Genomic DNA, 21,668 nt, shown 5'->3' on the forward strand with positions numbered 1-21,668 from the left:
CTCCTCGTTGTTGAAGATGATCCAAAGCACGGTACACGCCGAGACGATGGATTCGACCGTCAGTGCACAACGCCCATCACAGAACGTCTCGGCGTTCCACGGCTGATGGTCGGATAAGAACGTGCCATCCAGAAACCAGCCTTTACAAGCGCGAGGACTCACGATGATGATCGGTTCACGTTTCCGGAACCGAGAGCCGCATTCTGCGAGAACAGGGACGATGAGGGACTGCGTCACCTATCGGTGCAGCAGTCCCATGTTGTCAAACGGTTTGGGGCAGCTTTTCGCGAGTGGGCGGGGTGAGTTCGAAGACTCGGTTGTCGCGTAGCAGTGCCCACAGGACGTCGACGCGGCGGCGGGCGAGGGCGATGAGCGCTTGGACGTGTCCGTGGCCTTGTCCGCGCTTCTTGAGGTAGAAGTCGCGGTTGGGACCCTCGCGCATCATCGAGGTTTGCGCGGACAGGTAGAACACCCGGCGGAGCTTGCGTGAGTAGCGCATCGGGCGGTGCAGGTTCCCGGTGCGACGACCCGAGTCGCGCGGGACGGGGACCAGCCCGGCCGCTGAGGCGAGGTGTCCGGCGTCGACATAGCGGGACAGGTCGCCGGCGGCCGCGATGAGCTCGGCGCCCAGGATCGTGCCGATGCCGGGCATCGACTCGATGATCTGTGCCTGGGGGTGGGCGTGGAAGGTGTCACCGATCCGAGCGTCCAGGACGCGGATGCGCTGGTCGAGCTCGAGCAGGGCGGTGGCGAACTCCGCGACGATGCTCGCCGCGACGTCCTGGCCGGGGACGGTGGTGTGTTGCGCGTTGGCGGCCTTGACCGCGGCCGTCGCGATCTGCTCGGCGCTTCGGACCTTGCGGGCCCGCAGCCACGTCGTCAGGCGAGCACGGCCACGTGCCCGGATCGCGGCTGGTGCCTGGTAGCCGGTCAACAGGACCACCGCTCCGCGACTGGTCGCGTAGTCGAATTCCCGCTCCAGAGAGGGGAAGTAGCCGCTGAGCACGTCCCGCAGACGGTTGATCATCCGGACCCGGTCGGCGACGAGGTCTGTGCGGTGGGTGACCAGCAGCCGCAGCTCGGCCACCAACGTCGCCGGGACGTCCACGGGTGTGAGGTCACCACGCAGCCGCACCGTCTCTGCGATGACGTACGCGTCGCGGGCATCAGTCTTGGCCTCCCCCGCGTACGCGGTCGACATCTGGTTGACCGTTCGTCCCGGCACGTACGTCGCAGCCTGCCCATGGGCGCTCAACAGGGCCAGCAGCAGGGCGCTGCTGGTGCCAGTGATGTCCACCGCCCACGACACCTGCTGTGCTCGCGCCAACACTTCGGCGATCGCGTCCAGGATCGCCGCCTCGTCGTTGACGACCTTGCTCGACCACAGGGTCGAGCCCGCCTCGTCGATCAGGCACACCCAGTGGTGCCCCTTGCCGACGTCGATACCTGCCCAGCCATGGGCGACCTGTTCTGCTCCCACCGCTTCCCTCCTCCGCACGGGGTTGGACCAACCTGATGGCCCGAAGAACACCCCGCCGACGGATCCGTAAACAGCGACCAGAACGCACATCTCAATCAGCAGTCAGGGCGCCCCGAAGGGTCGGACGGCCAATCCACCGGAGCCACCAAGGACGATCAAGGCTCAGCCACATCCGACCCTCCCGGGCCACCCACCAACTTACGGATCGAGGCTAAAGCCCGCAGAGCGGCGTGTGTGGACAAGGGACGGCAGATCCGTCCGGCCACGACCTGGCGCAGCCAGGGGAGGAAGCATGCGCGTGGTGGGTCATCGCGCCATCCCGGGCCCTCGAGGCTGGGGACGGCGGACTGGGATGTTGCGACGGGCGCGGTCGGGGCGGTCGCGTGGGTCGCGGGTGTCCTCGCGGCCGGTGCGCGGCTCCGGGACCGCCAGTGGTTCTTGCGGCGCCGACCATTCGGGTGGGTTGGGCGCGTCAGGGTCGTTGGGGTCGGGAAGGTGTCGTTGGATGCGCCACCACAGGGCTGAGGCGGCGTGGTCGTCGGGAAGGGGCACCCCGGGCCCGATGGCGGTGCGCAGCAGGGCCTCGGCGTCGACGCCGGCGGTCGAGAGCTCGGCGAGGTGCTCCGCCAGTTGCGGGGTGTAGTTGTCGCGCCGAGCAGCGGGAACCAACCCCGACCGCGCCGGCGCTGGGTGATCGGCCTCCTGGGCGCCCCCGTTTCCCGGTTGTGGTGGTGCGCTGTTTCGGGGTGGGTCCGGGGCACGGACCCGTGCAGCTCGCCACCGAGGGCGTCACTGGGCCGGTGCAGGGGCGAGGCCGACTGCGGCCCTGAGAGCGGCTGCGGCCTCGGAGACACCGGAGCCGGCCGACTTCTGGAAGCCCTTCTCGATGCCCGAGACGTCCGACGCGTCCGCGCAGAGCTCGTTGCCGGCGGCGTTCTCGCGAAGTGCAACCGAGAGGGCCGCAGCGTCCGCCTTGACCTCCTCCGGCCATCTCCCTGCTTGGAGGTCAGCCACCAGCTGGTTGACGGCGTCAGCAGCCTGTCGACACGCCGCGGTCACCTCCTTAAGGGTCGCTCCCTCCCGCCCGGACACGGTGCGCAGCTTCGCGTTCGCGGCATTGCTCGGCTCAACCATCGCAAGGTACTCCCGGCCGGCGTCCTCCATCGTCCAGGCCGCAGTACCTGTGGGGGAAGCCATGATGGAACTCGACGTCGGACTTGCTGGACTTTCGACTGGGTCACCGCCTCCCGCGCATCCGCTGATGGCCACGAAAACGCCCACTACTGCGAGGGTTGAGGTACTGCGGTTCATCGGCTCTTCTTTCATTCCAGTCGACCCATCGGTCATGGTGCTGGTATTGGTTGCTGGACAACGGGGAGAGAGCCTACGGTGTGCGGCGTCGGTGGGATCACCCACGGCGGTGAGCGGCGTTCAAGCGGCAGTCTCGACTGGAACGGAGGGGTCTCAATCTCCGAAGACCTGTTCGATTGAAAGGTCCGCCTCCAAGTTCACGCGGTCGTCTGGCACGAGCGCGAGGCGCGTGCTCGCCCACCCCAACGCGGTCACGACGAGGTGCGCCGGTCCGGAGCGAGGTCACGGAGTACAGCACGTCGCCCGGCCTGACCATGGCTCCATCGGGCCATGTACACCACGTGTCGGCCGGTTCTACGTTTGCCTGCATAACCGGCTCATCCCAATCGAGGGTGTAGGAGTTGGGGTCTGAAGCCGCCGGATTCGAGGAGGCATCTGGCGATGTAGTTGGTGAGGTTGCGGAACCCGAGGGCGGAGCCGCGTAGGTGTTCGAGTCGTCCGTTGATGGCTTCGGTGGGTCCGTTGCTGGTGCCGGGGCGGTCGAAGAAGGCCAGGACGTCAGCGGCTCGGGTCTTCAGGGTCCGGCCGAGTTTGGTGACCTCGACCAGCGCGGCGGGCACACCGGTGCTGACGGAGTCGATGAGCTTGACCATCAGCTCGCGTCCTGTCGCGCGGTCTTCGTGCCGGTAGGCGGCGATCATTCTCTGGTAGATGCCCCAGGTCGCCTCGACCTGCACGTGCTCGTCTGGCGTGAACAGGGCGGTGAGCCGCTCGGCCTGTGTGTCGGTGAGCAGGTCAGCGCCGGTGTGCAGGGTCCGCCGGGCCCGGTAGAGCGGGTCGCTCTTGCGGCCGCGGTGGCCGTGCAGGTCTTGTTGGACGCGGCGCCGGCAGGTGTCCAGGGCGTCCCCGGCCAAGCGCACGACGTGAAAGGGATCCATGACGGTGACCGCGTCGGGTAGTTCCTCGGCGGTGGCGGTCTTGAACCCGTCCATCGCGACCACCTCCACAGCGTCACGCCACGCTTGGGGGCGGTGCGCGAGCCAGGTCTTGAACGCCGCCTTGGAGCGGCCCTCGACCATGTCGAGCAGCCGGGCTGGGCCGGTGCCGTCACGGATCCCGGTGAGGTCGATGATCACGGTGACGTACTTGTCACCGGCCCGGGTGTGGCGCCACACGTGCTCGTCGACGCCGATCGCGCTGACGCCGTCGAACCGGGCCGGGTCGTCGATCAGGGCGCGTTTGCCCTCGGCCAGGACGGCGTCGTTGGCGGTGTCCCACGCGACCGCCAGCCCTTCAGCGACCCGGGCCACCGTCAGGTGCGCCAACACGATCGCCTCCAAAGCCCACCGCAGCCCACGCCGCGAGAGCTTGGACCGCGGCTCCGCCGCGGCGGTGGTGTCTTGGCGCCACACGTGTCCGCAGTGCGCACACCGATACCGGCGGATCGTGAGCACCAGCGTGGTGGGGCGCCACCCGAACGGTTCGTGCGCCAACTCCCTGGTAACCGTGTCCCGCGGGGCGCCCTCGCAGCCGCAGCGCCGGCACCACTGGTCCGGCTCCACGACCCTGCACGCGATGACCGCCCGGTCAGGCTCCACCCGCTGCCCCACCGCCTCGAGGCCGAGCTCGTCAAGGCGGGCGAACGTGGTCAAATCAGGGCTGGTGAAGGTAGCGTCAGGCACGTCGAGGTCTTCCAGGTGGGCAGTGTCAGAACTTCTATCCTCGGGAGGCCTCGGCGCCTACCCCGGTACCGACGCGCCGCCCAGCCCTACACCCTCAACTGTGAAGAGCCCCATAACCCTCGCAACCTCGTCCAGATTCCCACTCAGGTGCATCAGAAGTGCCTCAACTCCTGGATGGCAAGGAAGGGTGTCCGCGAGTTCGGAGTCGCGGCATCCTCGAGCCAGACGATGCGTCAATGGGTCGGGCAGCAGTCCTACTCCGTGCAGCATCGAATCGGCGTCGACCTGTTGCGCAGGTGCGGAGTGAACATCTGATGATTCCTGCATCACCTGGCAGCCCGCAGGCTGTCCGGGAGTGGCTCGCCGCCGACATCACAGGCGGCGAGCCACTCGCCGACACCGTCACGTACGCACCGGTGATCTCGACCGAGTCGTTCAGCGTCGGGACAGCCGAGCTCGAGGACTTCTGGCCCAGTGGGGCCTCGGTGTGCTGGTGGGGTGGACCCGCTCCGGCCGGTGTGACGCCATGGCCTACCAATGCGGTCGGATCGCCGCTCCTGCACGTCATCACCTTGGACCTTACAGCCGTGGATGCGGCGTTGGATGCTCCCTCCAAGGAGACATGGGGCCGGGCGCTTCGCGAGGGCCTGCCGCGCCAGGGCACCCTCTCGGTCTTCCACGATGGTGTCGCCGACGGCGCCGGCGCCGCCGATCAGCGGTCGTGGGCGATCAGATACAGCCAGAGCGAGTCCCGGGAGCTGTTGTCGGCTCCGGCCTCCCAGCCGCCGGAGGTCGTGTGCGCCCTGGCCCACTCCGGCTTCACGGTGCCGGCCGCGGCAGATCCCCCGTACTCCTGTGCCTCAGACACCGCCTGGCGACAGCTCGACGAGGCCTGGCGGCTCACCCCTTCCGGTGGACCGGATCGGAGAATGACATACCTCTACGGTCACTCCAGATTCGGCCAAGAGGCCCTGCAACCCGTGCTCGACCGTATCCTTCCAGCAAGCGAGGCGAATCCGCACCGACTCATCGCTTCGCTCACACCGCCTTTCGCCGAATGGCTGGGCGAGGAGACGACCCTCGAAGTATGGATGCGCAACGAGGACTTGAACGCGCGACACTTCGAAGCCGCCTGGTGCATCCTCAGACAGGAAGGAACGCTTCAGGATCCGTCTTGAGTCGCCGCTCGAGTGCCTGGGTCAGGAGAGCCTCGGTGTCCAAGGCGTAGTACCGGCTGCTGATCTCCTCATCCGCTAGGCCGTCCGTGATCGGCCGCCAGCGCCGTCTCGGCCTCGATCAGCAGATCCGCAACGGCAGTGAGGTCAAACCAGCCAAACGCCTCGATCCCCCGAGGCACGTCAACGGTCTCAAGCGCCTGCGAGACGCCATTGGCCTGGATCGCGCCGTCCACCGTCAGGGCGTCCACGAGATACCGGTCACCAGCTCCCGCGCTCGAAGGGACCTCGCCGGCCATGAAGTCCGTGGCTCGGTTCCACACTGCAGTTGCACGAGTCTGTTCGTCCATCCCCTAAAGATAGGCGCTGCGATTTCCAAGCCACGCCCCGAGCAAGGCAGTCACCCCATCGAGCGTCAGGACGTCGAGGCCGCGGAAGACGATCGCCGGGTGGCTCCCAACTTCCGGTGTGACGTAGCAAGTGGCCGGGAACGTTGGGCGAGCCCACAAACCTGCGCGGCACGGACAGGATCGAGGATCGCCACACGCCGCGCTCCCTGGGCGCAACGGGCACGTCTGCCTGCGGAAGCCAGGCGGCGACGCCGCTCCCTTTGGGCGCAGACTGCCGATCCAGAACTGACCGCCCAACTCGCGGCGAAGAGACGCAGGTCGACACTCGTACCGAGCGGCCCAGCCCGCCGCACAACAGCGGGGCTGGCACGATGCCGATGTGTCTTTCGCTAAGTCCGGTCCCGACAGCCTCACCCTGCACGCGGTGAGGCTGCTGGGATTCGCGGATGTCCGCAGGGTAGCGCGTCGGTTCCAGCAGGACCTCCACGAGTCCACGGAACGTCTGCTCGACATGGAGGCTCTGGGGTGGGTCACTCGCTCCGAGTTCGGTGGCACCAGTGGGTGGTCACTCACCGAACGCGGCCGAGCCGAGGGCGAGCGACGACTGGCTCTCGAGGTGGACACCGCCGGCGCACGGACCGCCGTGGCAGCGGTCCACGAAAGGTTCCTCCCACTGAACGGACGCTTCCAGGAGACCGTCACCCGATGGCAGATCCGGCCGTTGCCGGGCGTGCCAATGGCCGCCAACGACCACACCGACCACAGCTGGGACGACCGTGTCCTGGAGGTGCTGGGATCCCTCGGACGACGGCTGAGGCCGTTGGAGACTGAGCTCACGGCCGTCCTGGCACGATTCGGCGGATACTCGGATCGCTTCGACCTGGCGCTCGACCAGGCCGTACGCGGCGAGGCCCGATGGGTTGATGGTGTCGGCATCGACTCCTGCCACGCGGTGTGGATGCAACTGCACGAGGACCTCCTCGCTACCCTGGGCATCGACCGCGGCCACGAGACATAGCCCCACCGAGGTCGATCTACGCGGCGCAGAGACGCTCCTCTGGCGCCAGAGAGCAACGACCGGCACGAGGTGGCGCGTGTCAAGGCGTCAGGAGCGTCGCCACGAGTATGGTGCCAGCATGCCGACGGAAGCCGTAGACCTCAGCGGCCCAGGCACCCATCATCTCTATGAGCTCGTCCAGGCAGCCTTGGCGACCAGCCTGGCCCAGCGCCCCGGCGAGGACTTGGTGGCGATGTGCCTGCGGAAGCCTGAAGCGGAGGCCACGGACGCGCTCCGTGGGTCTTTGAACCGCACGGGTGCGTCGGCGGGTCACCTTGCCCGTCGAGAGGCGTCCCTGGGGGTGGCACGGACGGACCTCATCCTCCAGGACCTCCCGAGCGGTCAATTGCTTGCGGCGGTCGAGGCCAAGGTGGTCACGGCTGCGGACGCGTTGGCACCCCGGTTTGCTGATTGGTTCGATCCGCAGGTGGCTGGCGATGTTTCGAAGCTCGTACGCAGTCCGTCGGGGTTGAGGCTGTTTCTGGTCTTCAAGACGCACTGGCGCTGGATGTCGCGACCCGAAATGTACGCCTACCCTCGACTGCTCAGAAATACACCGAGAACACCCGATACGCAGTTGTCCGATGACGCCATCGCCCAAGAACTCATGGTCACGCATGCTGCTGTCGTGGACGTGCTCGCTCGTCACGGCGTCGGCCACGTCCGCGCGCATGTCCTCGCCGCCGGCGCTCACCCTGACGTTGGATCGGTGGTCCTGACGGGACACATGGGAACCCTTTGACCGCGGCCCCAAGGCTCGAGCGGCGACGGTTAGCGCACCATAGGACTCGGGACGTCAGGCGGCGTAGAGACGCACGTCATGGCGAGCGTACGACGAGTCGTGATCAAACTCAGCAACGGGGTCTTGGGTCACCCGACCACGGTTCGACGAGTGTCGACGCCGTGGGACCAGATTCTGGTGGTGCGCAACAGCACGGTGATGGCCGTGCGTGTCTGCTCGTGCACGACGAGTGAGACAGGACCGCGCTGGTACATCCGGCGCCCAGGTCCGTAGCGCGGGTGGCAGGAGTAGGTCTGCTCGGGCTGAATGACGCAGCGCAGCAAGTCATCGAGGCTGTATCCAAGTTCCGTGGCTCGATCTTGGCAGTGTGCGCTGAGGGTGACGTCGGCATCGTCAACGAGGCGGGCGAGTGCACGCGCTTGACGGGCGTGGCGGGGATTCATCGGCCGGCCTCGAAGGCGTCTCGGGCGGCCTTGGTGTACCAGCGCACGCGCCCGTGGCGGTTGGGGTAGCCCTCGACGCTCAGCTGTTCAGCCGCCTGGGTTGGGCTGAGCCCGAGGTCACCCATCAGGGTCTGGAGGCGAGCAGTCGTGTCAGCGGCGCTACGGGTTAAGCTGCTGGGCAGGAACCATGCCAAGCCTCTGGTCAACTCGGGTCGCTTGGCCGCGACGGCGTCATACATCGAGTCGAGTTCCTGCAGCCGGCGCGACAGGTCGTCGACGCGTTCGTCCTTCAGGGCTTCGCGCTGGTCGAAGTACCATCGCTGAGGAAGCTCGGCATAGGCGAGGTGAATTCGTAGGTCGAAGTCAAAGAGGGCCCCGATGACAGCCACCTGGGAAGCCCGGTCGGATCCCAGGCTGGACAGGTCATCGATGACGACGTCGGAGGGCGCTTCCGCTTCTCCACCGTCGATTTGGCGGCAGGCAGCCTCCGCGAGCCAGAGCAGGCGTCGCAGGACGGGTCGCTGCACCGGGGGCAGGTCGAGGTGCGCGTCGTACTCGGTGAGGTCGTCCCAGCGGTACATGTGGTTGTCGCGCAGGTAGTGGTCGACGTCCCCGCGGTGGGCGGCCGTGGCGTAGACCAGGGCGGGTCGTGATGTCATCTGCGTGTCTCCTGTCCAGGGCCCCTGCGGGCCATTGGCACCATCTGAACAGCACAGGACGCTCGTTGGCCACCCAATCTCTATTGGGCTAAGCGTCGCTCGAAACTAATGCGTCGGGGCTTGATTAGTTTCGACCGGAGGAGTCGCTGGAGGCACCAAGTGGCTGGGTCGCCAGTGGATGCACCGGTCCTGCATCCCTATCCGTGACCTGAGATTCACCGGAGGCATTGGCGGCAAGCTGAGGCCGTCTGACACGCTGTCCACATGTCTTCTCGCCCCGGAAGGGCGCCCTGCGTTGGAGTGGTGACGACCCTCAGGGACCAAGTGGGTCCTGTTCACCGGCAAGAGCAGGATCGCCGGAGAGCATGTCCTCCGCACTCGGTTGTTCGCCATGGTGCGCGCTCGAGGCGGACAACCAGTGAATGTTCGCAGCCAGAATCTGGTGTACGTGGAAAACCAACGGTGCTGGGGAAACCACATCTGCATCGTGGATGACGCTGGGGTGGCGGCACTCCTCCAAGGCGTCCCGGCGACCTGCCTACGCTCAAGGTCCATCCATGGCGACCTCGTTGAGGTTGCTCCGGGTCCGGGTTCCTAACGGTGCAACATCATCTCCGCCAACCCGCACGCGGCGATGAGCCGCGCCTCGATGTTTCCGCTCATGCTTGATATGTAGGTGATCTTCTCGGTCACTGGCGCGGCATGGTTGGCCTCGTCGATCCACTCGAGGAGGAGCCGTGATGACTGGTGTCCTGCCGTGCCTGATCTCGCCTGTGGAGTCCGAGCGGAGCGCGGCGGCGGGCCGGCTGGTGCTCATGCTGCCGGTTCAAGTCGCTGTGGCGCCGGGCGGGTCCGGACGCGGCGGCGCGCGAGGTGGCTTCCCAGCACCACCAGACCGACGCCAGCGGTGATGACGAGTAGGTTCACCACGCCGTAGCCAGCGAGTTCGTGGGGGCTGAACTGGACGGGAAAGCCGTGCGGTTTGGGGCCGAATGCCTCTCCTTCGAAGCCTTGTTGGGGTCCAAGCCACTCGAGGAGAACGGCGAGCGTCTGGTAGGCGAAGACGGTCGCGTCTAGTGCGAGATAGGTGAGGATCGCCAGACCACGCTGCTTGATGAAGTAGCCGAGCGCGAAGGACGACGCGAGGGTGAAGATGATGTTCACGGGAGAACTTTCTTGACGGGCGGAATCGCGCGGTGCTCGTTTCCGAGCCCGACCGCGGCTGGGTGTTGTGCGGGAGTGAGGTGGAAGGTTCGGCGTAGTCGGCCTGCGACGGCGGCAGGATCGGGGGCTGTGCCGGTGGGGCGATGCTCGAGGTCGTCACGTCTGGGCTCGGCGGCGTGGCGACCCTGCACCGTTTTGGCAGCGGAGCCTCGGTGTAGCGGTCTCCGATGTGAGAGGGTGGCCATCAGCGCGAGCGGTCTCGGCGCCATAGCGCCACGCCAGCGCCGGCGAAGCCGAGGGCAGCGACCCACAACCCGATTCCGGCCGCGACGGGGCCAGGCATGAACGGGTGAGTGAACCCGCCCAGGGCCAGGCTCATCCCCGCCCAGGGCCAGGCTCATCCCCGCCCAGGCTGGCGCCGCGTGGCTGCGCCACAGGGCCAAACCAAGCAGGAGCAGCCCGAAGGTGATCCCGATGATGAAGGACAGGCCGGCGAGCAGCATGATCGGGTGGTCCTCGATCGCCGCCTCAAGCTGGACGACGGGGTCGACAGGAATGTGTTTCTCCACGATGAGTGCCGCTGGGAACACCGGGCCTTGCAGGTTGGTCAGACCGACCAGCAGTCCACCGCCGGCCACCACGGCTGCTGCGGTGGTCAATCGCGGTGCCCCTCGATATGACACCCAGATGACAGCAGCGACGGCGGGGAGAAGGAGGGACATGAAGGGGACGGTGAGCCACTCCATCAGGTGGATGCGGCCCGGGTCCTGAGTTGCGACGGCGACCTGCTCCGGAAGCGGCGCGTCACCGGGGAATGGGCTAATCAGGTAGAACGTGCCCATTGCCATCATCGGGATGGGGGCCACGACGGCCAGCAGCCGCCGCAGGATGTCCGGAGCGCGTCCACCGGGTGCGCTGGCCTGGATCACTGGCTGCGAGGTTGCTGCGTCTGCAGGGGTGGTCATGATGCGCTCCGGGTCTGACGTGCTGGTTTGAAGGCGGCGGCGTTCTCGGCGAGGAACGCACCCACAGGGCGTGCCGGCCTTCCGAGCACGTCGGTGACCGCCGAGGTGGTCGCCGCCTGGGCTCCTGTCCGGAGCTGGTCGAAGATGGCGAGGATCTGATCGGTCACGAATGCGGGGACTCCTCTTTGATCCAGTGACTGCCGCACCTGGTCGTCGGTCCCGCTGGCGTAGGCGATGGGGCGTGCGGCAACATCGGTGAGCAGTTCGGCCAGCTGGGTGAAGGTGACGGCCTGAGGTCCGGTGAGTTCGAGGACACGCTCGGTGGGGAACGGGTCGGTGGCGAGCAGGTGCGCCGCGACCTCGGCGACGTCGGCTGGATGCACCATGGCGACGGGGGCGGCGAGGGCGGGTGCCGGCAAGATGTCGTGGTCGCGGACCTGGTCGGCATGCCCGAGCACATTGGCCATGGAGAAGCCCGGCCGCAGCGCAACGTACGGTACGCCGCTGCGCTCGAGGTGGGACTCGATGGCGGCGTGCCATTGCCAGAACGCGACCGGGGAGGTCTCGTCCGCGCCGCGGGCGGAGAGCTTGACGATCCGCCTGACGCCGCACGCGGCGGCGGCGTCGATGACGGCGCATTCGTGCTGGACCTGATCTGGTGTGTTGGGGCTGGCCAGGAACACGCTGTCGACCCCTGCCATGGCGGCCCGCAGGGTCTCGGGGTCGCCGAAGTCGCCGACTCTGGCCTGGATTCCCGGATGGGTCGCCGCGAGTCGTTGTGGGTCTCGCCCGAAGGCGAGGGGTCGGTGCCCATGGCGGGCTAACGCGGGGACGACATGTCGGCCGATGGTTCCGGTTGCGCTGGTGACGAGGATGGTTTTCATGAGGGTGCTCCGTTCTGATGGATGGATGGGATCGAGGAGGGTGCGTGTGGAGGGATGTTGCGGTTGAACCGGAGCACGTTGTGGGGGTCGTGCTCGTTCTTGAGAGCGACCAAGCGCTCCCAGTCCTGCGGGGTGTAGGCGGCGCGGACTCGTTCCGGTGTGGCGTCGCCGTCGAGGAAGTTGAGGTAGGTGTCCCCGGTTAGGTGCAGGCGCAGGCTGGTGAAGATCCGCTCCTGGGTTGTGCGCACCGCGGCCACGGCGTCGGGCGTGGGGGCCACGCCGATGCAGTTGATGCTGAACCGGGCGCTGGTGTCCGCCATCGGGTGCGGGCCGCGAGGTGAGGTATCCATTGCGCCGCCGAGTTGCCGCATCTCGCACATCACCAGCGAGGTGCCGAGGTCCGGGATGACGTGTTCTTGCAGTGTCGAAGTCACCTCGTCGGTGATGTCGGTCAGTGACTCTCCGCGCTGGACGAACGGCAGCGGGCTGGTGGGGTCGAGGCTGACCCCGTCGAGATCGGTGGCCGCTCGCTTCGTCCAGGTGTCAATGTCGGGGTCGCCGAGCTGGCGACGCAGTTCGTGCACGTGGTCCTCGCCGGCTGCCAGGTCGGGGAAGCAGCCGCGGGCTACGACGAAGCGACGACCCCGGAACGGCTCCGGCACACTCGGCGCGTCCGGCAATCCGCTCAGCGCAAGCGCGCTCATGGCATCCGCGGGCAGCGAGGCCGACCAGCTGGCGTACGTTGCGATCACCTCGCTCGCCCGGTCGACGGGGTAGTAAAGGCTGCCCGCGTACACCCCGCGGATCGGGTGCAGGTCCAGGGTCAGGCTGGTGACGACTCCGAAGTTGCCGGCGCCGCCCGCCACCCCCCACAGCAGGTCGAGGTCGTCGTCACGGTCTCGGCGCAGCGTCCTGACCCGGCCCGACGCGGTGACCAGTTCCGCGCCGCGCACCGAGCTCGAGGCGAAGCCGAGGCTCCGGCTGAGCCAGCCGAAGCCGCCTCCCTGGGTGAAGCCGACGACGCCGACCTGCGAGCTGGACCCGCAGATTCCGACGAGACCGTGGGGTGCGCACGCCGGGAGGACGTCTGACCAATGTGCTCCCGCCCCGACCGTGGCGGTGCGTCGCGCTGCATCGATGCAGACCGAGCGAAGCGAGGCCGTGTTGATCAAGACACCGTGTTCGCCGACACCGGCGACTCCGTGACCGGTCGCCATCACGGCCACCCCCAGCTCCTCTCGAACCGCCCAGCGCACCGCGTGGGCGACGTCGTGGACGTCGGCGGGGGCGAACACGGCGGCAGGCCGGTGGACCGTAAGCCGGTTCCATGCCGACGTCGCCGCGGCATGCTCCTGGGTGCCGGGCGTCAGCCGGTGGTGACCGACGTGGTTGTGGGTGCGTTGAGACATCAATCCTCCTGGACTGAAGTGAGGGTGCGGGTGGGGTAGGCGATGCGGAGCCCGAGCATGAGGGCGGTGATCACGAAGGAGAAGCCGTGCAGGAACCAGATGGGTCCCGCCGGCAGGCTGATCACGTACACCGAATAGAGGAGGTTGCCGACGTTGGCCATCACCAGGCTGGTCAGGCTGTACGACGCCAGGTCACGAGTGCGCACGGCCTTGAACAGGGTGGGGACCTGGCTCAGCGCGAACAGCGCGGCCGAGAAGGCGCCGAATGCGGTGGTGAGCGTCATGGACCCCCCTTTCGATAGAAAGTGACTCCACCCAATGTAGATACTGGTAGAGTCTGTGTCAACCCAATAGAAAGTCGGTGATCCGATGGCGACGTCCCAGAACCCCCGGCGCGACTACCACAGCCCCCAGCGCCGCGCCCAGGCCGAACGCACCCAGCAACGAGTCGTCGCCGCGGCTAGGGACCTGTTGACGAGCAAGGGGTGGGCCGCGATGACCATGGCGGAGGTGGCCCGTGAGGCAGGCATCTCGAGTGCGATGCTCTACAAGATCTGCGCGACCAAGGCCGACCTGGTGAAGCGGGCCTACGACATTGCCCTGGTCGGTGACCAGGCCGAGGTCGCCTTCCGGCACCGGCCCGAGTTCGTTGCGGTGCTCGAGGAGCTCGACCCGGCGGCAAAGCTTCGCGGCTACGCGGGTCTGATGCGCACGGTCGCAGAGCGGGTGCTGCCCATCTACAGCCAGCTGGTGGCCGCCGTCACGGCCGGCGACGGCGACGATCAGTTGCGCGAGCTCGTAGCCACGGCTGATGCCGAGCGGCTGTTCGGCGCCCGAGGCATCGTCCGCGACCTGCAATCAGTAACCCCCTTGTCCCCCACGCTCGGGCAGGCCCAGGCCGTCGACCTGGTCTGGATGGCCATGTCGCCCGAGTTCTGGGCGCTGCTCGTCCGCGGCCGCTCGTGGAGCTGGGACCAGGCCGAGCAGTGGGTCGGAGATCACCTCATCTCCACGCTGACCGGTCAGGCGCCCGACTCTGTACACGGCACGGACGGTGTGGATGGCAGGACAGGGGTGAGGTCGTGAGTCTGGAAAGTGCACTCGACGAGATCGCTGCGGACGTGCGCTTCTCCGGGGTGATCCGTGTCGACCGCGAGGGAGCGCCGGCCGTCAGCCGCGGCTACGGCATGGCCCGGCGCGACCTGGGAATCCCCAACGGCCCTGACACCCTGTTCGGCATCGCCAGCGGCACGAAGAGCGGCTCTTCACAGTTGAGGGTGTATGAGCTGACTTCGGGGTGATCGGCGCGTCGGTGCGGGGGTAGGCGTCGAGGCCTTCGCAGGATGGAAGTTCTCACACTGACCATCTGGAAGACCTAGACGTGCCTGACGCTACCTTCGCTTGCCCTGACCTGACCACGTTCGCCCGCCTTGACGAGCTGGGCCTGGAGGCGGTGGGGCAGCGGCTGGAGCCTGACCGTGCGGTCCTGGCGTGTCGGGTGGTCGAGCCTGACCAGTGGTGTCGACGGTGTGGCTGCGAGGGCGCGCCCAGGGACATGGTCACCCCGGGAGTTGGCGCACGAGCCGCTGGGGTGGCGCCCGACGACGCTGGTGGTGACGGTCCGCCACTACCGATGTCCGCACTGCGGCCACGTGTGGCGTCAGGACACCACCAAGGCGGCGGAGCCGCGGGCGAAGTTGTCACGGCGTGGGCTGCGGTGGGCTCTGGAGGCGATCGTGCTCAAGCACCTCACGGTGGCACGGGTCGCCGCAGGGCTCGCGGTCGCGTGGAACACCGCCAACGACGCCGTCCTGGCCGAGGGCAAGCGTGCCTTGATCGACGACCCGGCCCGGTACGACGGGGTGAGCGCGATCGGCGTCGACGAGCACGTGTGGCGCCACACCCGCGCCGGCGACAAGTACGTCACGGTCATCATCGACCTCACCGGCATCCGTGACGGCACCGGCCCAGCGAGGCTGCTGGACCTGGTCGAGGGCCGCTCCAAGGCCGCGTTCAAGACCTGGCTCGCCGGCCGCCCACAAGCCTGGCGCGAGGCCGTTGCGGTCGTCGCGATGGACGGGTTCACCGGGTTCAAGACCGCCACCACCAAGGAGCTGCCCGACGCGGTCACGGTGATGGATCCCTTTCACGTGGTGCGCTTGGCCGGGGACGCACTGGACAAGTGCCGGCACCGGGTCCAGCAGTCCATCCACGGTCACCGCGGCCGCAAGGACGACCCGCTCTACCGGGCCAGGCGGACCCTGCACACCGGCGCTGACCTCCTCACCGACAGACAACGCGATCGCCTCACCGCCTTGTTCACGGCCGACGCTCACGCCGAGGTCGAAGCGACCTGGGGCATCTACCAGAAGATGATCTCCGCCTACCGACACGAGGACCGCAGCCAAGGGCACGAGCTGATGCGCACCCTGATCGAGGCAGTCAGCACCGGCGTCCCTGCAGCCTTGACCGAGATCATCACGCTCGGCCGGACACTGAAGAAGCGAGCCGCCGACGTGCTCGCCTACTTCCACCGACCCGGCACCAGCAACGGCCCCACCGAGGCCATCAACGGACGGCTCGAGCACCTACGCGGCTCCGCCCTCGGGTTCCGCAACCTCACCAACTACATCGCCCGGTGCCTGCTCGAATCAGGCGGATTCAGGCCGCGGCTACACCCTCAACTGTGAGGGCCCGAAGAGCTTCACCGCGCTGACGGTGATGAGCCTCGTCCAGAGTGGCGAGCTCACACTCGACACCACCGCGCGACCACTGCTCGGGAACGATCTGCCCCTGGTGGACGACGCCGTGACCATGCATCACCTGCTTCGACATGGGTCGGGCATAGGCGACTACCTGGACGAGGAGCAGGTCGGCGACCTGAACGAGTACACCCTCGCAGTCTCTCCGCACGGGCTGGCGACGATCGAGGACTACCTCGTGGTCCTCGGCGGGCAGAAGCAGAAGTTCACCCCGGGCGAACGCTTCGCGTACAGCAACCCCGGGTACGTCGTGCTCGCGCTGCTGGCCGAGCGCGCGACGGGTGTCGTCTTCCAGGACCTGGTCATGGAGCGGTTATGTCGGCCCCCCGGCATAACCGACACCGCGTTTCTGCCCTCCGACGAACTCCCCGGTCGGGCAGCGCTGGGCTATCTCGATCCGGGGCTGAGCACGAATGTGCTGCACCTCCCGGTGCGGGGCAGCGGCGACGGCGGGCTCTCCACCACGGCCGCCGACCTGGCGGCCCTCTGGCGCGCGCTGCGCGCAGGAGCCATCGTCTCCACCGAGGCGGTCGCCGAGATGACACGCGGCGATGAGACGCAGCTTGCTGGGACCCCGCCCCACCGACTCTCAAGTTCCTAGGTAGCCTTCGCTGATGGCCATCACACCGTCGAGACAAAGGAACGCTGTATCCGAAGGCGCCGCACTGGGAATCCTGATGTGCGGCCGGGAGCGCATGCCGTCCGGCGTGGGATTGTCATTCGCATTCGAGGGGGCATGGCGCCGGTGGGCTGACCCAAACAAGTCCCAGTTCCGTCAGGTCTCCACTGACATAGCGAAAGGACTCAACGGCTACATCGCTCTTACGCATGCGGACGGGGGCAAGCACTCACATCACCTTTACTGGGAGCGCGAGGGGTCAGACTTTGTCATCCGTGCGTTCAGGGAGTGGCCCGACGGGGTCGTTCCTGAGGAGGTGGCGGCGAGCATCGACGGCGGCGTCGCCCCCGACGGGTGGCTGAGTCTGGCCTCGGAACTTCTTCGGCGTGTGGATGACTGGAACCCCGCCCAGTGACGAGCAGAGCCCCAGGCATCGAGCGTTGGCGGCGCTGCGACGCGCCATGAGTATTCAGGGACTGCCGCCCGATGGAGTCGCCAGAGAGGCCTTGACCACCGGCGGGAGGATGCACGGTCGCAGTTCTATGCCCGAAGGCGATTCTCGGCTCGTTCGACTATGCGTAGGAGGAGGTCCGCCAACTGAATGACTTCGGCAGCCTCCATCGGGTCGTCGAACTGAACAGTCCGGTGACTGGCCGGGTTTTTGTACGCGCCGATGGCTCCCGCGAAGAGGTCAGCAGTGGCTTGCTGCTCGCCCCCCTCCGCTTCGGGGTCACGAAGTAGCCCGTCCTTCGGACTGAACGCCTTCCGCATCAGCGCGACGCCAAGTAGTTCATTCGGCAGGCCGGCCACTCTGCGCACCTCCACCTCAACCGCCTTCATGGCAGCGAACGACGCTGTCTCGTAGTCACCAAGGGCGAAATTCGACCGAGCCGACGCGAGAGCCGGATGAAGGTCGCCAGCCAAACGACCCGCAGCCCACACCTTGGCCACCGCGGCTGGGTCGTTCAAGACCTCAGCGCCGGCCGAGGTCACCCGTTGCCATTCGCCCGGTGGGTTCTTAGCAGACGGGCCGATTAGTGCGTGGGCCTCAAGCCAGGCCCAAGCATCCGATAGCCGACACAGCAGCTCGGCAAGGTCAGCTGGTCCCGGGTCGCCGTAGCCGCCGCGCTGCCTGAATCCCTGGATGAGGTTGTTGAAGTTGGGTTCAGCGCCCAGCGACTGCAGCAAACGCAAGCTCAGATCGGGCAAGGGCAAATTTCGAACGTCTTCGTAAGAGAGCGCCATGTCGGCCACCGTAAGGCGAGCCGGCGACACTGAGCTGTTGGAAGGGCCGAGGGTCTGACGGGATCAGGAGGTGCCCCGCCATCGGCACCGGCTGACGGCGCTATGACGCAGCTCGAGCCAAGTTGGCCTCATGCCAGTCCTGGCCACGACCGGCGCTCCTGCCCGTCCCGCCGAAAGCGAGCACCTGTAGCGTCCGTGGGTTCCGCGGCCATGACGAGCGAGATGGTCCGCGCAAGTGGCGGTTTCCTACCAGCCAGAGCTCGGGGCTGCTCTACCCGCAGGACTTGAATTCACCGTTGGACGGGCATTTCCGCAGGTCATGGAGCAGGATGGCTCCCATGGAGGCGGTCGACGGGGGCGCTGAGGCGAGCGACGAGGGTCTCGATGCGGCCGACCGCGAGCCGTGGCTCGCGCCGACGGAATACTCGATCGGCGGCATTCGCTGGTTGTGGGGAGCAGTCGGCGAACTCCAGCGCGCCTTGCACCCGCTCTTGGCCCAAATCCCTAGAACCGAACTCGCCGATCGCGGTCCTGCTCCACTCGCCGCAGGAGAAGTCCCTCCCAAGGAGGCCTCTTCGCTCTATCGGCCGGTGACGGTCAGGCATGAGTGGACGGTGTCCATACAGGACGTGGTCGACTTCCAGATCGACCAGTTTCTGGCGGACCTATACGGCTTGGCTGACGACACAGGGACGCAGATGGTTCGGGGGTTGTTTGACCTACTGTCGGACGTGACCGACGAGACGGGGAACGTCATCGATGCGGGGGGAAGAGACTTCTTCGACGTTCTCATTGAGGCTATGGAGACGATCGAGATGTCCTTCGATGAGGACGGCAAGCCAGACCTAACCGTCGTTCTACATCCCGAGCAGGCGGCCAAGTTGCGGGACAGGGAGCCCACGGCCGAGCAGGAGGCCCGCATGAATGCGGTTCTAGAGCGTCGACGGGAGGAGTGGCATGCTTCGAGACGTCGTCCGGATCTACCTTGACACCCTGACCGAACGAGAGTTTGACGGCCCGCTATTGGCCCTCCTCGACGCCCGAGGTTTCAAGGACGTGCACTTCATTCATGGAGCTTTTGAGTTCGGGAAGGACGTCCTGGCGAAGCGGGTTGATCCGGAGACCGGTGAGGTGCACCAGTACCTAATCCAGTCCAAGGCCGGAGACATTGGCATGCCCGAATGGCGTGGCGTTCGACCACAGCTCGACGAGTGCCAGTACAACACCATCGGGCACCCTTCCTTTGACCCCAATTTGCCGCGCGTGGCGGTGCTCGTCACAACTGGCCGCTTGAAAGGTGCCGCCCCGGCAGACGCCGCGGAGTACCGGAAGGCGGCAGCCGCCCGCGGAGATGCTCTCGTCGAGATCTGGGAGAATTCGGATCTGATTGATTGGATGCTGGACGACCCGACGGTTGGCGTAGCCGGGGGAGCCCTTGAAGTCGACCTCCTGAAGATGGTCACCAGCATCCTCGATAAGGGCGTCAACGACCGCCGCATTGAGTCGTATGGGAGGCGCTGGCTGGCCAAGGAGGGAAGCAGCCTTCGGGCGACGATCGAGTCGGCAATCCTCGTCAATACACTTCTTCGGGTTCGCCGCCTGGACCTCGCGATGAGTGTTGCACTGCAGCTCGTCCGGTGCGCGGAGCAAGATGCGCTCGCCCCCGAAGGGCTTCAACAGGCGGCTCGGCGTCTCGTTTGCAGCCTGGCAAGCCAGGTGCGCGACCAGATGGACCCGCTTCTAGACGACCCGCTCGATGTGGCTCGATATCTGCGAAGCGAGCCGGCTTTGCTCACTTACCCGGTGATTTGCTGCCGCGCCGCGGAGGCCGTGGCTCTGGGCCTTGCTGTCGCGCGGGAGCAGGGCGACTCGGCAGGCGTGGAAGCCTTTCAGCGGACGCTCAGGCTCCTCGCCCAGCTGCCCGGAGCGGCTAGGCCTGTCAGCGATCTTTTCGCGTCGTCCGTCATTGCGACGACGCTGCTTCTCAGTACCTACGACCATGACGGGGCGGTCGAGTATCTGCGCCGTGTCGCAAAGTGGGTGCTCGACCGACATGACGAGGCAATGTCCGGACTGGGCTTGGCAGGGTTGGGCGAGGACGAGGAGGTGACCGCAGCGCGCCTGCTTGGTGGCTCCCTTTCAAGCACAACGCTCGATCGCCGCCCGGCCAGTTACCTTGCTACTGCGGTGCTCGACCTTGCCCTCTTTCTAGATGCAAGGGCCCTCTTTGAGGCCGTCCGGGAAAGCATTGCCGCCTTGAGGATCGTTCCCGAGGCGACTGCCGCTGACGAAGCGACCGCGCAGTGGACGAGGGGCGGCGAACAGGTCTGGCCCGTGCCGCGTGTGGACTTCCTGCCCTTCGAAGCGCAGGTCGAGGCGGAGCGGGCACAACCGCCCGTCGACGCGGTGACCGCCTTGCTTCTGACGGCGGCGTGCCGGTCGAGACACTATCCAGGGGGCTGGGCCGGCCTCGCTACTGCACAGAGTCTGCCCGCGTCGGTCAACGAAGCGCCTTCGTAGCAGCGATTCCGAGGCGGCCTCTCATCGGCGAACTGGCCGAGTGCGAGGGGCCGAACGATGACGCCCTATGTGGGCGGTGTGGGGCAAACTCGCGGCGGAGCCCGAGACGTCCCGAAAGCGGATCCCCATGCGGAGATCTCTGCTCGTCTCCCAGGTTGTCCGCCCGACGGTGGCCGCAATGCGTTCCCCGGCGAACCGCGGAGGCTCAGTCCGGGGAGAAGTGTGCGTGCATCCAGGCCACGGCGTGGTCGAGCAGGTCACCGGCCTCGATCAGCTCGCTATGCGCGGCACCGACCGTCCCGAGGCGGGCAGCCCGGTGATGCAGGTAGTCTTGCAAGATGGTCGTGAAGTAGTCCTCGCCCGGCCAGTCGAGGATGCCGTCGGTGTCGTCGAGACAGGTGACCGTTCGGATGCGAGGGGTCCCGGACGAGGTGAGCACCTTGTGATGACGCAGGACTCGGCGCTTGGTGGGAAGGTCCACCCGGTTCTCCGCCAGATGCAACAACGTCACGGTGTTCGAGTCGGCCCCCAGCCGCAGAACCTTGCCGCGGGCGCGAACGAAGCGTTCGAGGATCGAGCCGCGACCGTAGTAGTCATCCCACGGCAGCGGCTCTGCGAGCAGGGCGCGAGCCTGCCGGCCACGGGCCCCGAACCGCGCGTCGGGATGGTCGTTGACCACCGTTCCGGGCAACTGCCGGAACACCTCGGCGAGCACGCCCACCTCGGGGTCGGCCGGGGTGGCGTCCTTGTCGAAGGGGGCGGCAGCTGCCAGCAGGTCGGCCCGTTCTGGCTCGGGCCGGGCATTTACCCAGCTGAGATCGTCGCGCGCGCCGAGGAGAAAGAGCAGCGTGCCGGTCGAGCCGACGGCCCGCTCCAGTGCCCGCACGACACCGACCGCCCCCTCCTCGACCGGGCCGATCGCCCGCAGCGACGCGTGCACCATCACGACATCTCCCGAGGCGATGCCCAGATGACCGAGGTCAGCCGCAATCCTGTCGACGGAGTTCACCAGGTCGAGTATTCCCCAGGTGGGTCGGCACACGGGACGGTCGCAGCCTGTGTGCCTACGCTGAGACGGTGGCTAGAGCGTGGGACCCGTCGGGTGCAGGCGTGCTGCGTCTGCCGTCTGGGCGACTCATCCGGGGTCGCGGACTACGGCGACCGACGCTCGATGTTGCGCCTCCGGACTTCGGGCTGTATC

At 67.0% G+C, this 21,668-nt stretch carries 21 protein-coding genes and 2 pseudogenes; 10 read left to right on the top strand and 13 right to left on the bottom strand.

The window, feature by feature from the left end:
- Positions 1-262 precede the first annotated feature (262 nt).
- The 4 genes from C8E84_RS07860 to C8E84_RS07875 all read right to left on the bottom strand — a co-directional run bounded on the left by C8E84_RS07860 (position 263) and on the right by C8E84_RS07875 (position 4,473).
- Complete coding sequence (locus C8E84_RS07860; protein ID WP_159901024.1) at positions 263-1,480, bottom strand: IS110 family RNA-guided transposase; 1,218 nt, start codon at positions 1,478-1,480, stop codon at positions 263-265.
- 306 nt (positions 1,481-1,786) lie between these two features.
- The gene (locus C8E84_RS07865) at positions 1,787-2,149 is read right to left on the bottom strand and encodes a hypothetical protein (protein WP_159901026.1); all 363 of its coding nucleotides are present in this window, start codon (positions 2,147-2,149) and stop codon (positions 1,787-1,789) included.
- 120 nt (positions 2,150-2,269) lie between these two features.
- Positions 2,270-2,677, bottom strand: a complete 408-nt coding sequence (locus C8E84_RS07870) for a hypothetical protein (RefSeq protein WP_159901028.1) — start codon at positions 2,675-2,677, stop codon at positions 2,270-2,272.
- A 491-nt stretch (positions 2,678-3,168) separates the two neighbouring features.
- Entirely contained in the window at positions 3,169-4,473 is a 1,305-nt protein-coding gene (locus C8E84_RS07875) for an ISL3 family transposase (protein ID WP_159901030.1), read from the bottom strand.
- A 314-nt stretch (positions 4,474-4,787) separates the two neighbouring features.
- Here C8E84_RS07875 and C8E84_RS07880 point away from each other — a divergent pair, with 314 nt between their 5' ends.
- Complete coding sequence (locus C8E84_RS07880) at positions 4,788-5,651, top strand: DUF1963 domain-containing protein (RefSeq protein ID WP_159901032.1); 864 nt, start codon at positions 4,788-4,790, stop codon at positions 5,649-5,651.
- Between the two features lie 68 nt (positions 5,652-5,719).
- Here the strand turns inward: C8E84_RS07880 and C8E84_RS07885 are convergent, their stop codons facing one another.
- The gene (locus C8E84_RS07885; protein ID WP_159901034.1) at positions 5,720-5,998 is read right to left on the bottom strand and encodes a hypothetical protein; all 279 of its coding nucleotides are present in this window, start codon (positions 5,996-5,998) and stop codon (positions 5,720-5,722) included.
- 424 nt (positions 5,999-6,422) lie between these two features.
- Between C8E84_RS07885 and C8E84_RS07890 the strand changes: the two genes are divergently transcribed.
- Entirely contained in the window at positions 6,423-7,016 is a 594-nt protein-coding gene (locus tag C8E84_RS07890; protein ID WP_246196845.1) for a transcriptional regulator, read from the top strand.
- A gap of 118 nt (positions 7,017-7,134) precedes the next feature.
- Positions 7,135-7,797, top strand: a complete 663-nt coding sequence (locus C8E84_RS07895; RefSeq protein WP_159901038.1) for a hypothetical protein — start codon at positions 7,135-7,137, stop codon at positions 7,795-7,797.
- Between the two features lie 439 nt (positions 7,798-8,236).
- Here C8E84_RS07895 and C8E84_RS07900 read toward each other — a convergent pair whose 3' ends face one another.
- The 6 genes from C8E84_RS07900 to C8E84_RS07925 all read right to left on the bottom strand — a co-directional run bounded on the left by C8E84_RS07900 (position 8,237) and on the right by C8E84_RS07925 (position 13,605).
- Positions 8,237-8,899, bottom strand: a complete 663-nt coding sequence (locus C8E84_RS07900) for a hypothetical protein (RefSeq protein ID WP_159901040.1) — start codon at positions 8,897-8,899, stop codon at positions 8,237-8,239.
- Positions 8,900-9,712: 813 nt separating this feature from the next.
- Entirely contained in the window at positions 9,713-10,063 is a 351-nt protein-coding gene (locus C8E84_RS07905; RefSeq protein WP_159901041.1) for a hypothetical protein, read from the bottom strand.
- On the bottom strand, positions 10,060-11,028 hold the full coding sequence (locus C8E84_RS07910; RefSeq protein ID WP_159901043.1) for a hypothetical protein: 969 nt from the start codon (positions 11,026-11,028) through the stop codon (positions 10,060-10,062). Before C8E84_RS07910 ends, C8E84_RS07905 begins: the two co-directional genes overlap by 4 nt.
- Positions 11,025-11,912 carry an NAD(P)H-binding protein gene (locus tag C8E84_RS07915; RefSeq protein ID WP_159901045.1) on the bottom strand — a complete coding sequence of 296 codons (888 nt, stop codon included), beginning with the start codon at positions 11,910-11,912 and terminating at the stop codon, positions 11,025-11,027. Before C8E84_RS07915 ends, C8E84_RS07910 begins: the two co-directional genes overlap by 4 nt.
- On the bottom strand, positions 11,909-13,321 hold the full coding sequence (locus tag C8E84_RS07920) for an FAD-binding oxidoreductase (RefSeq protein WP_159901047.1): 1,413 nt from the start codon (positions 13,319-13,321) through the stop codon (positions 11,909-11,911). The genes C8E84_RS07915 and C8E84_RS07920 overlap by 4 nt, the downstream gene beginning before the upstream one ends.
- On the bottom strand, positions 13,321-13,605 hold the full coding sequence (locus C8E84_RS07925) for a PQ-loop domain-containing transporter (protein ID WP_012834365.1): 285 nt from the start codon (positions 13,603-13,605) through the stop codon (positions 13,321-13,323). The genes C8E84_RS07920 and C8E84_RS07925 overlap by 1 nt, the downstream gene beginning before the upstream one ends.
- An 85-nt stretch (positions 13,606-13,690) precedes the next feature.
- Here C8E84_RS07925 and C8E84_RS07930 point away from each other — a divergent pair, with 85 nt between their 5' ends.
- From C8E84_RS07930 to C8E84_RS07950, 5 genes and pseudogenes are all read left to right on the top strand, one after another.
- Positions 13,691-14,407, top strand: a complete 717-nt coding sequence (locus C8E84_RS07930; RefSeq protein WP_012834364.1) for a TetR/AcrR family transcriptional regulator — start codon at positions 13,691-13,693, stop codon at positions 14,405-14,407.
- Positions 14,404-14,622: a serine hydrolase gene (locus C8E84_RS07935; RefSeq protein ID WP_159901049.1), complete on the top strand. Its 219-nt coding sequence runs from the start codon at positions 14,404-14,406 to the stop codon at positions 14,620-14,622. The genes C8E84_RS07930 and C8E84_RS07935 overlap by 4 nt, the downstream gene beginning before the upstream one ends.
- 80 nt (positions 14,623-14,702) lie before the next feature.
- Positions 14,703-16,011: pseudogene (locus tag C8E84_RS07940) on the top strand (ISL3 family transposase).
- A gap of 19 nt (positions 16,012-16,030) precedes the next feature.
- Positions 16,031-16,684, top strand: a pseudogene (locus tag C8E84_RS07945) (serine hydrolase domain-containing protein); the annotation flags it as partial.
- 13 nt (positions 16,685-16,697) lie between these two features.
- Positions 16,698-17,117 carry a hypothetical protein gene (locus C8E84_RS07950; protein ID WP_159901051.1) on the top strand — a complete coding sequence of 140 codons (420 nt, stop codon included), beginning with the start codon at positions 16,698-16,700 and terminating at the stop codon, positions 17,115-17,117.
- A 125-nt stretch (positions 17,118-17,242) separates the two neighbouring features.
- Here the strand turns inward: C8E84_RS07950 and C8E84_RS07955 are convergent, their stop codons facing one another.
- Positions 17,243-17,947, bottom strand: coding sequence for a TIGR02391 family protein (locus C8E84_RS07955; RefSeq protein ID WP_159901053.1), 705 nt, complete (start codon positions 17,945-17,947; stop codon positions 17,243-17,245).
- Positions 17,948-18,285: 338 nt separating this feature from the next.
- Here C8E84_RS07955 and C8E84_RS07960 point away from each other — a divergent pair, with 338 nt between their 5' ends.
- Both C8E84_RS07960 and C8E84_RS07965 read left to right on the top strand, forming a co-directional pair.
- The gene (locus tag C8E84_RS07960) at positions 18,286-18,936 is read left to right on the top strand and encodes a hypothetical protein (protein ID WP_159901055.1); all 651 of its coding nucleotides are present in this window, start codon (positions 18,286-18,288) and stop codon (positions 18,934-18,936) included.
- On the top strand, positions 18,905-20,467 hold the full coding sequence (locus C8E84_RS07965; RefSeq protein WP_159901057.1) for a hypothetical protein: 1,563 nt from the start codon (positions 18,905-18,907) through the stop codon (positions 20,465-20,467). Before C8E84_RS07960 ends, C8E84_RS07965 begins: the two co-directional genes overlap by 32 nt.
- A 205-nt stretch (positions 20,468-20,672) precedes the next feature.
- Here C8E84_RS07965 and C8E84_RS07970 read toward each other — a convergent pair whose 3' ends face one another.
- Positions 20,673-21,476 (bottom strand): AAC(3) family N-acetyltransferase, encoded by an 804-nt coding sequence (locus C8E84_RS07970; protein WP_159901059.1) that lies wholly within the window; start codon positions 21,474-21,476, stop codon positions 20,673-20,675.
- Between the last annotated feature and the right edge of the window lie 192 nt (positions 21,477-21,668).

It is taken from the genome of Ornithinibacter aureus (genome assembly GCF_009858245.1).
GTDB lineage: Bacteria > Actinomycetota > Actinomycetes > Actinomycetales > Dermatophilaceae > Fodinibacter > Fodinibacter aureus.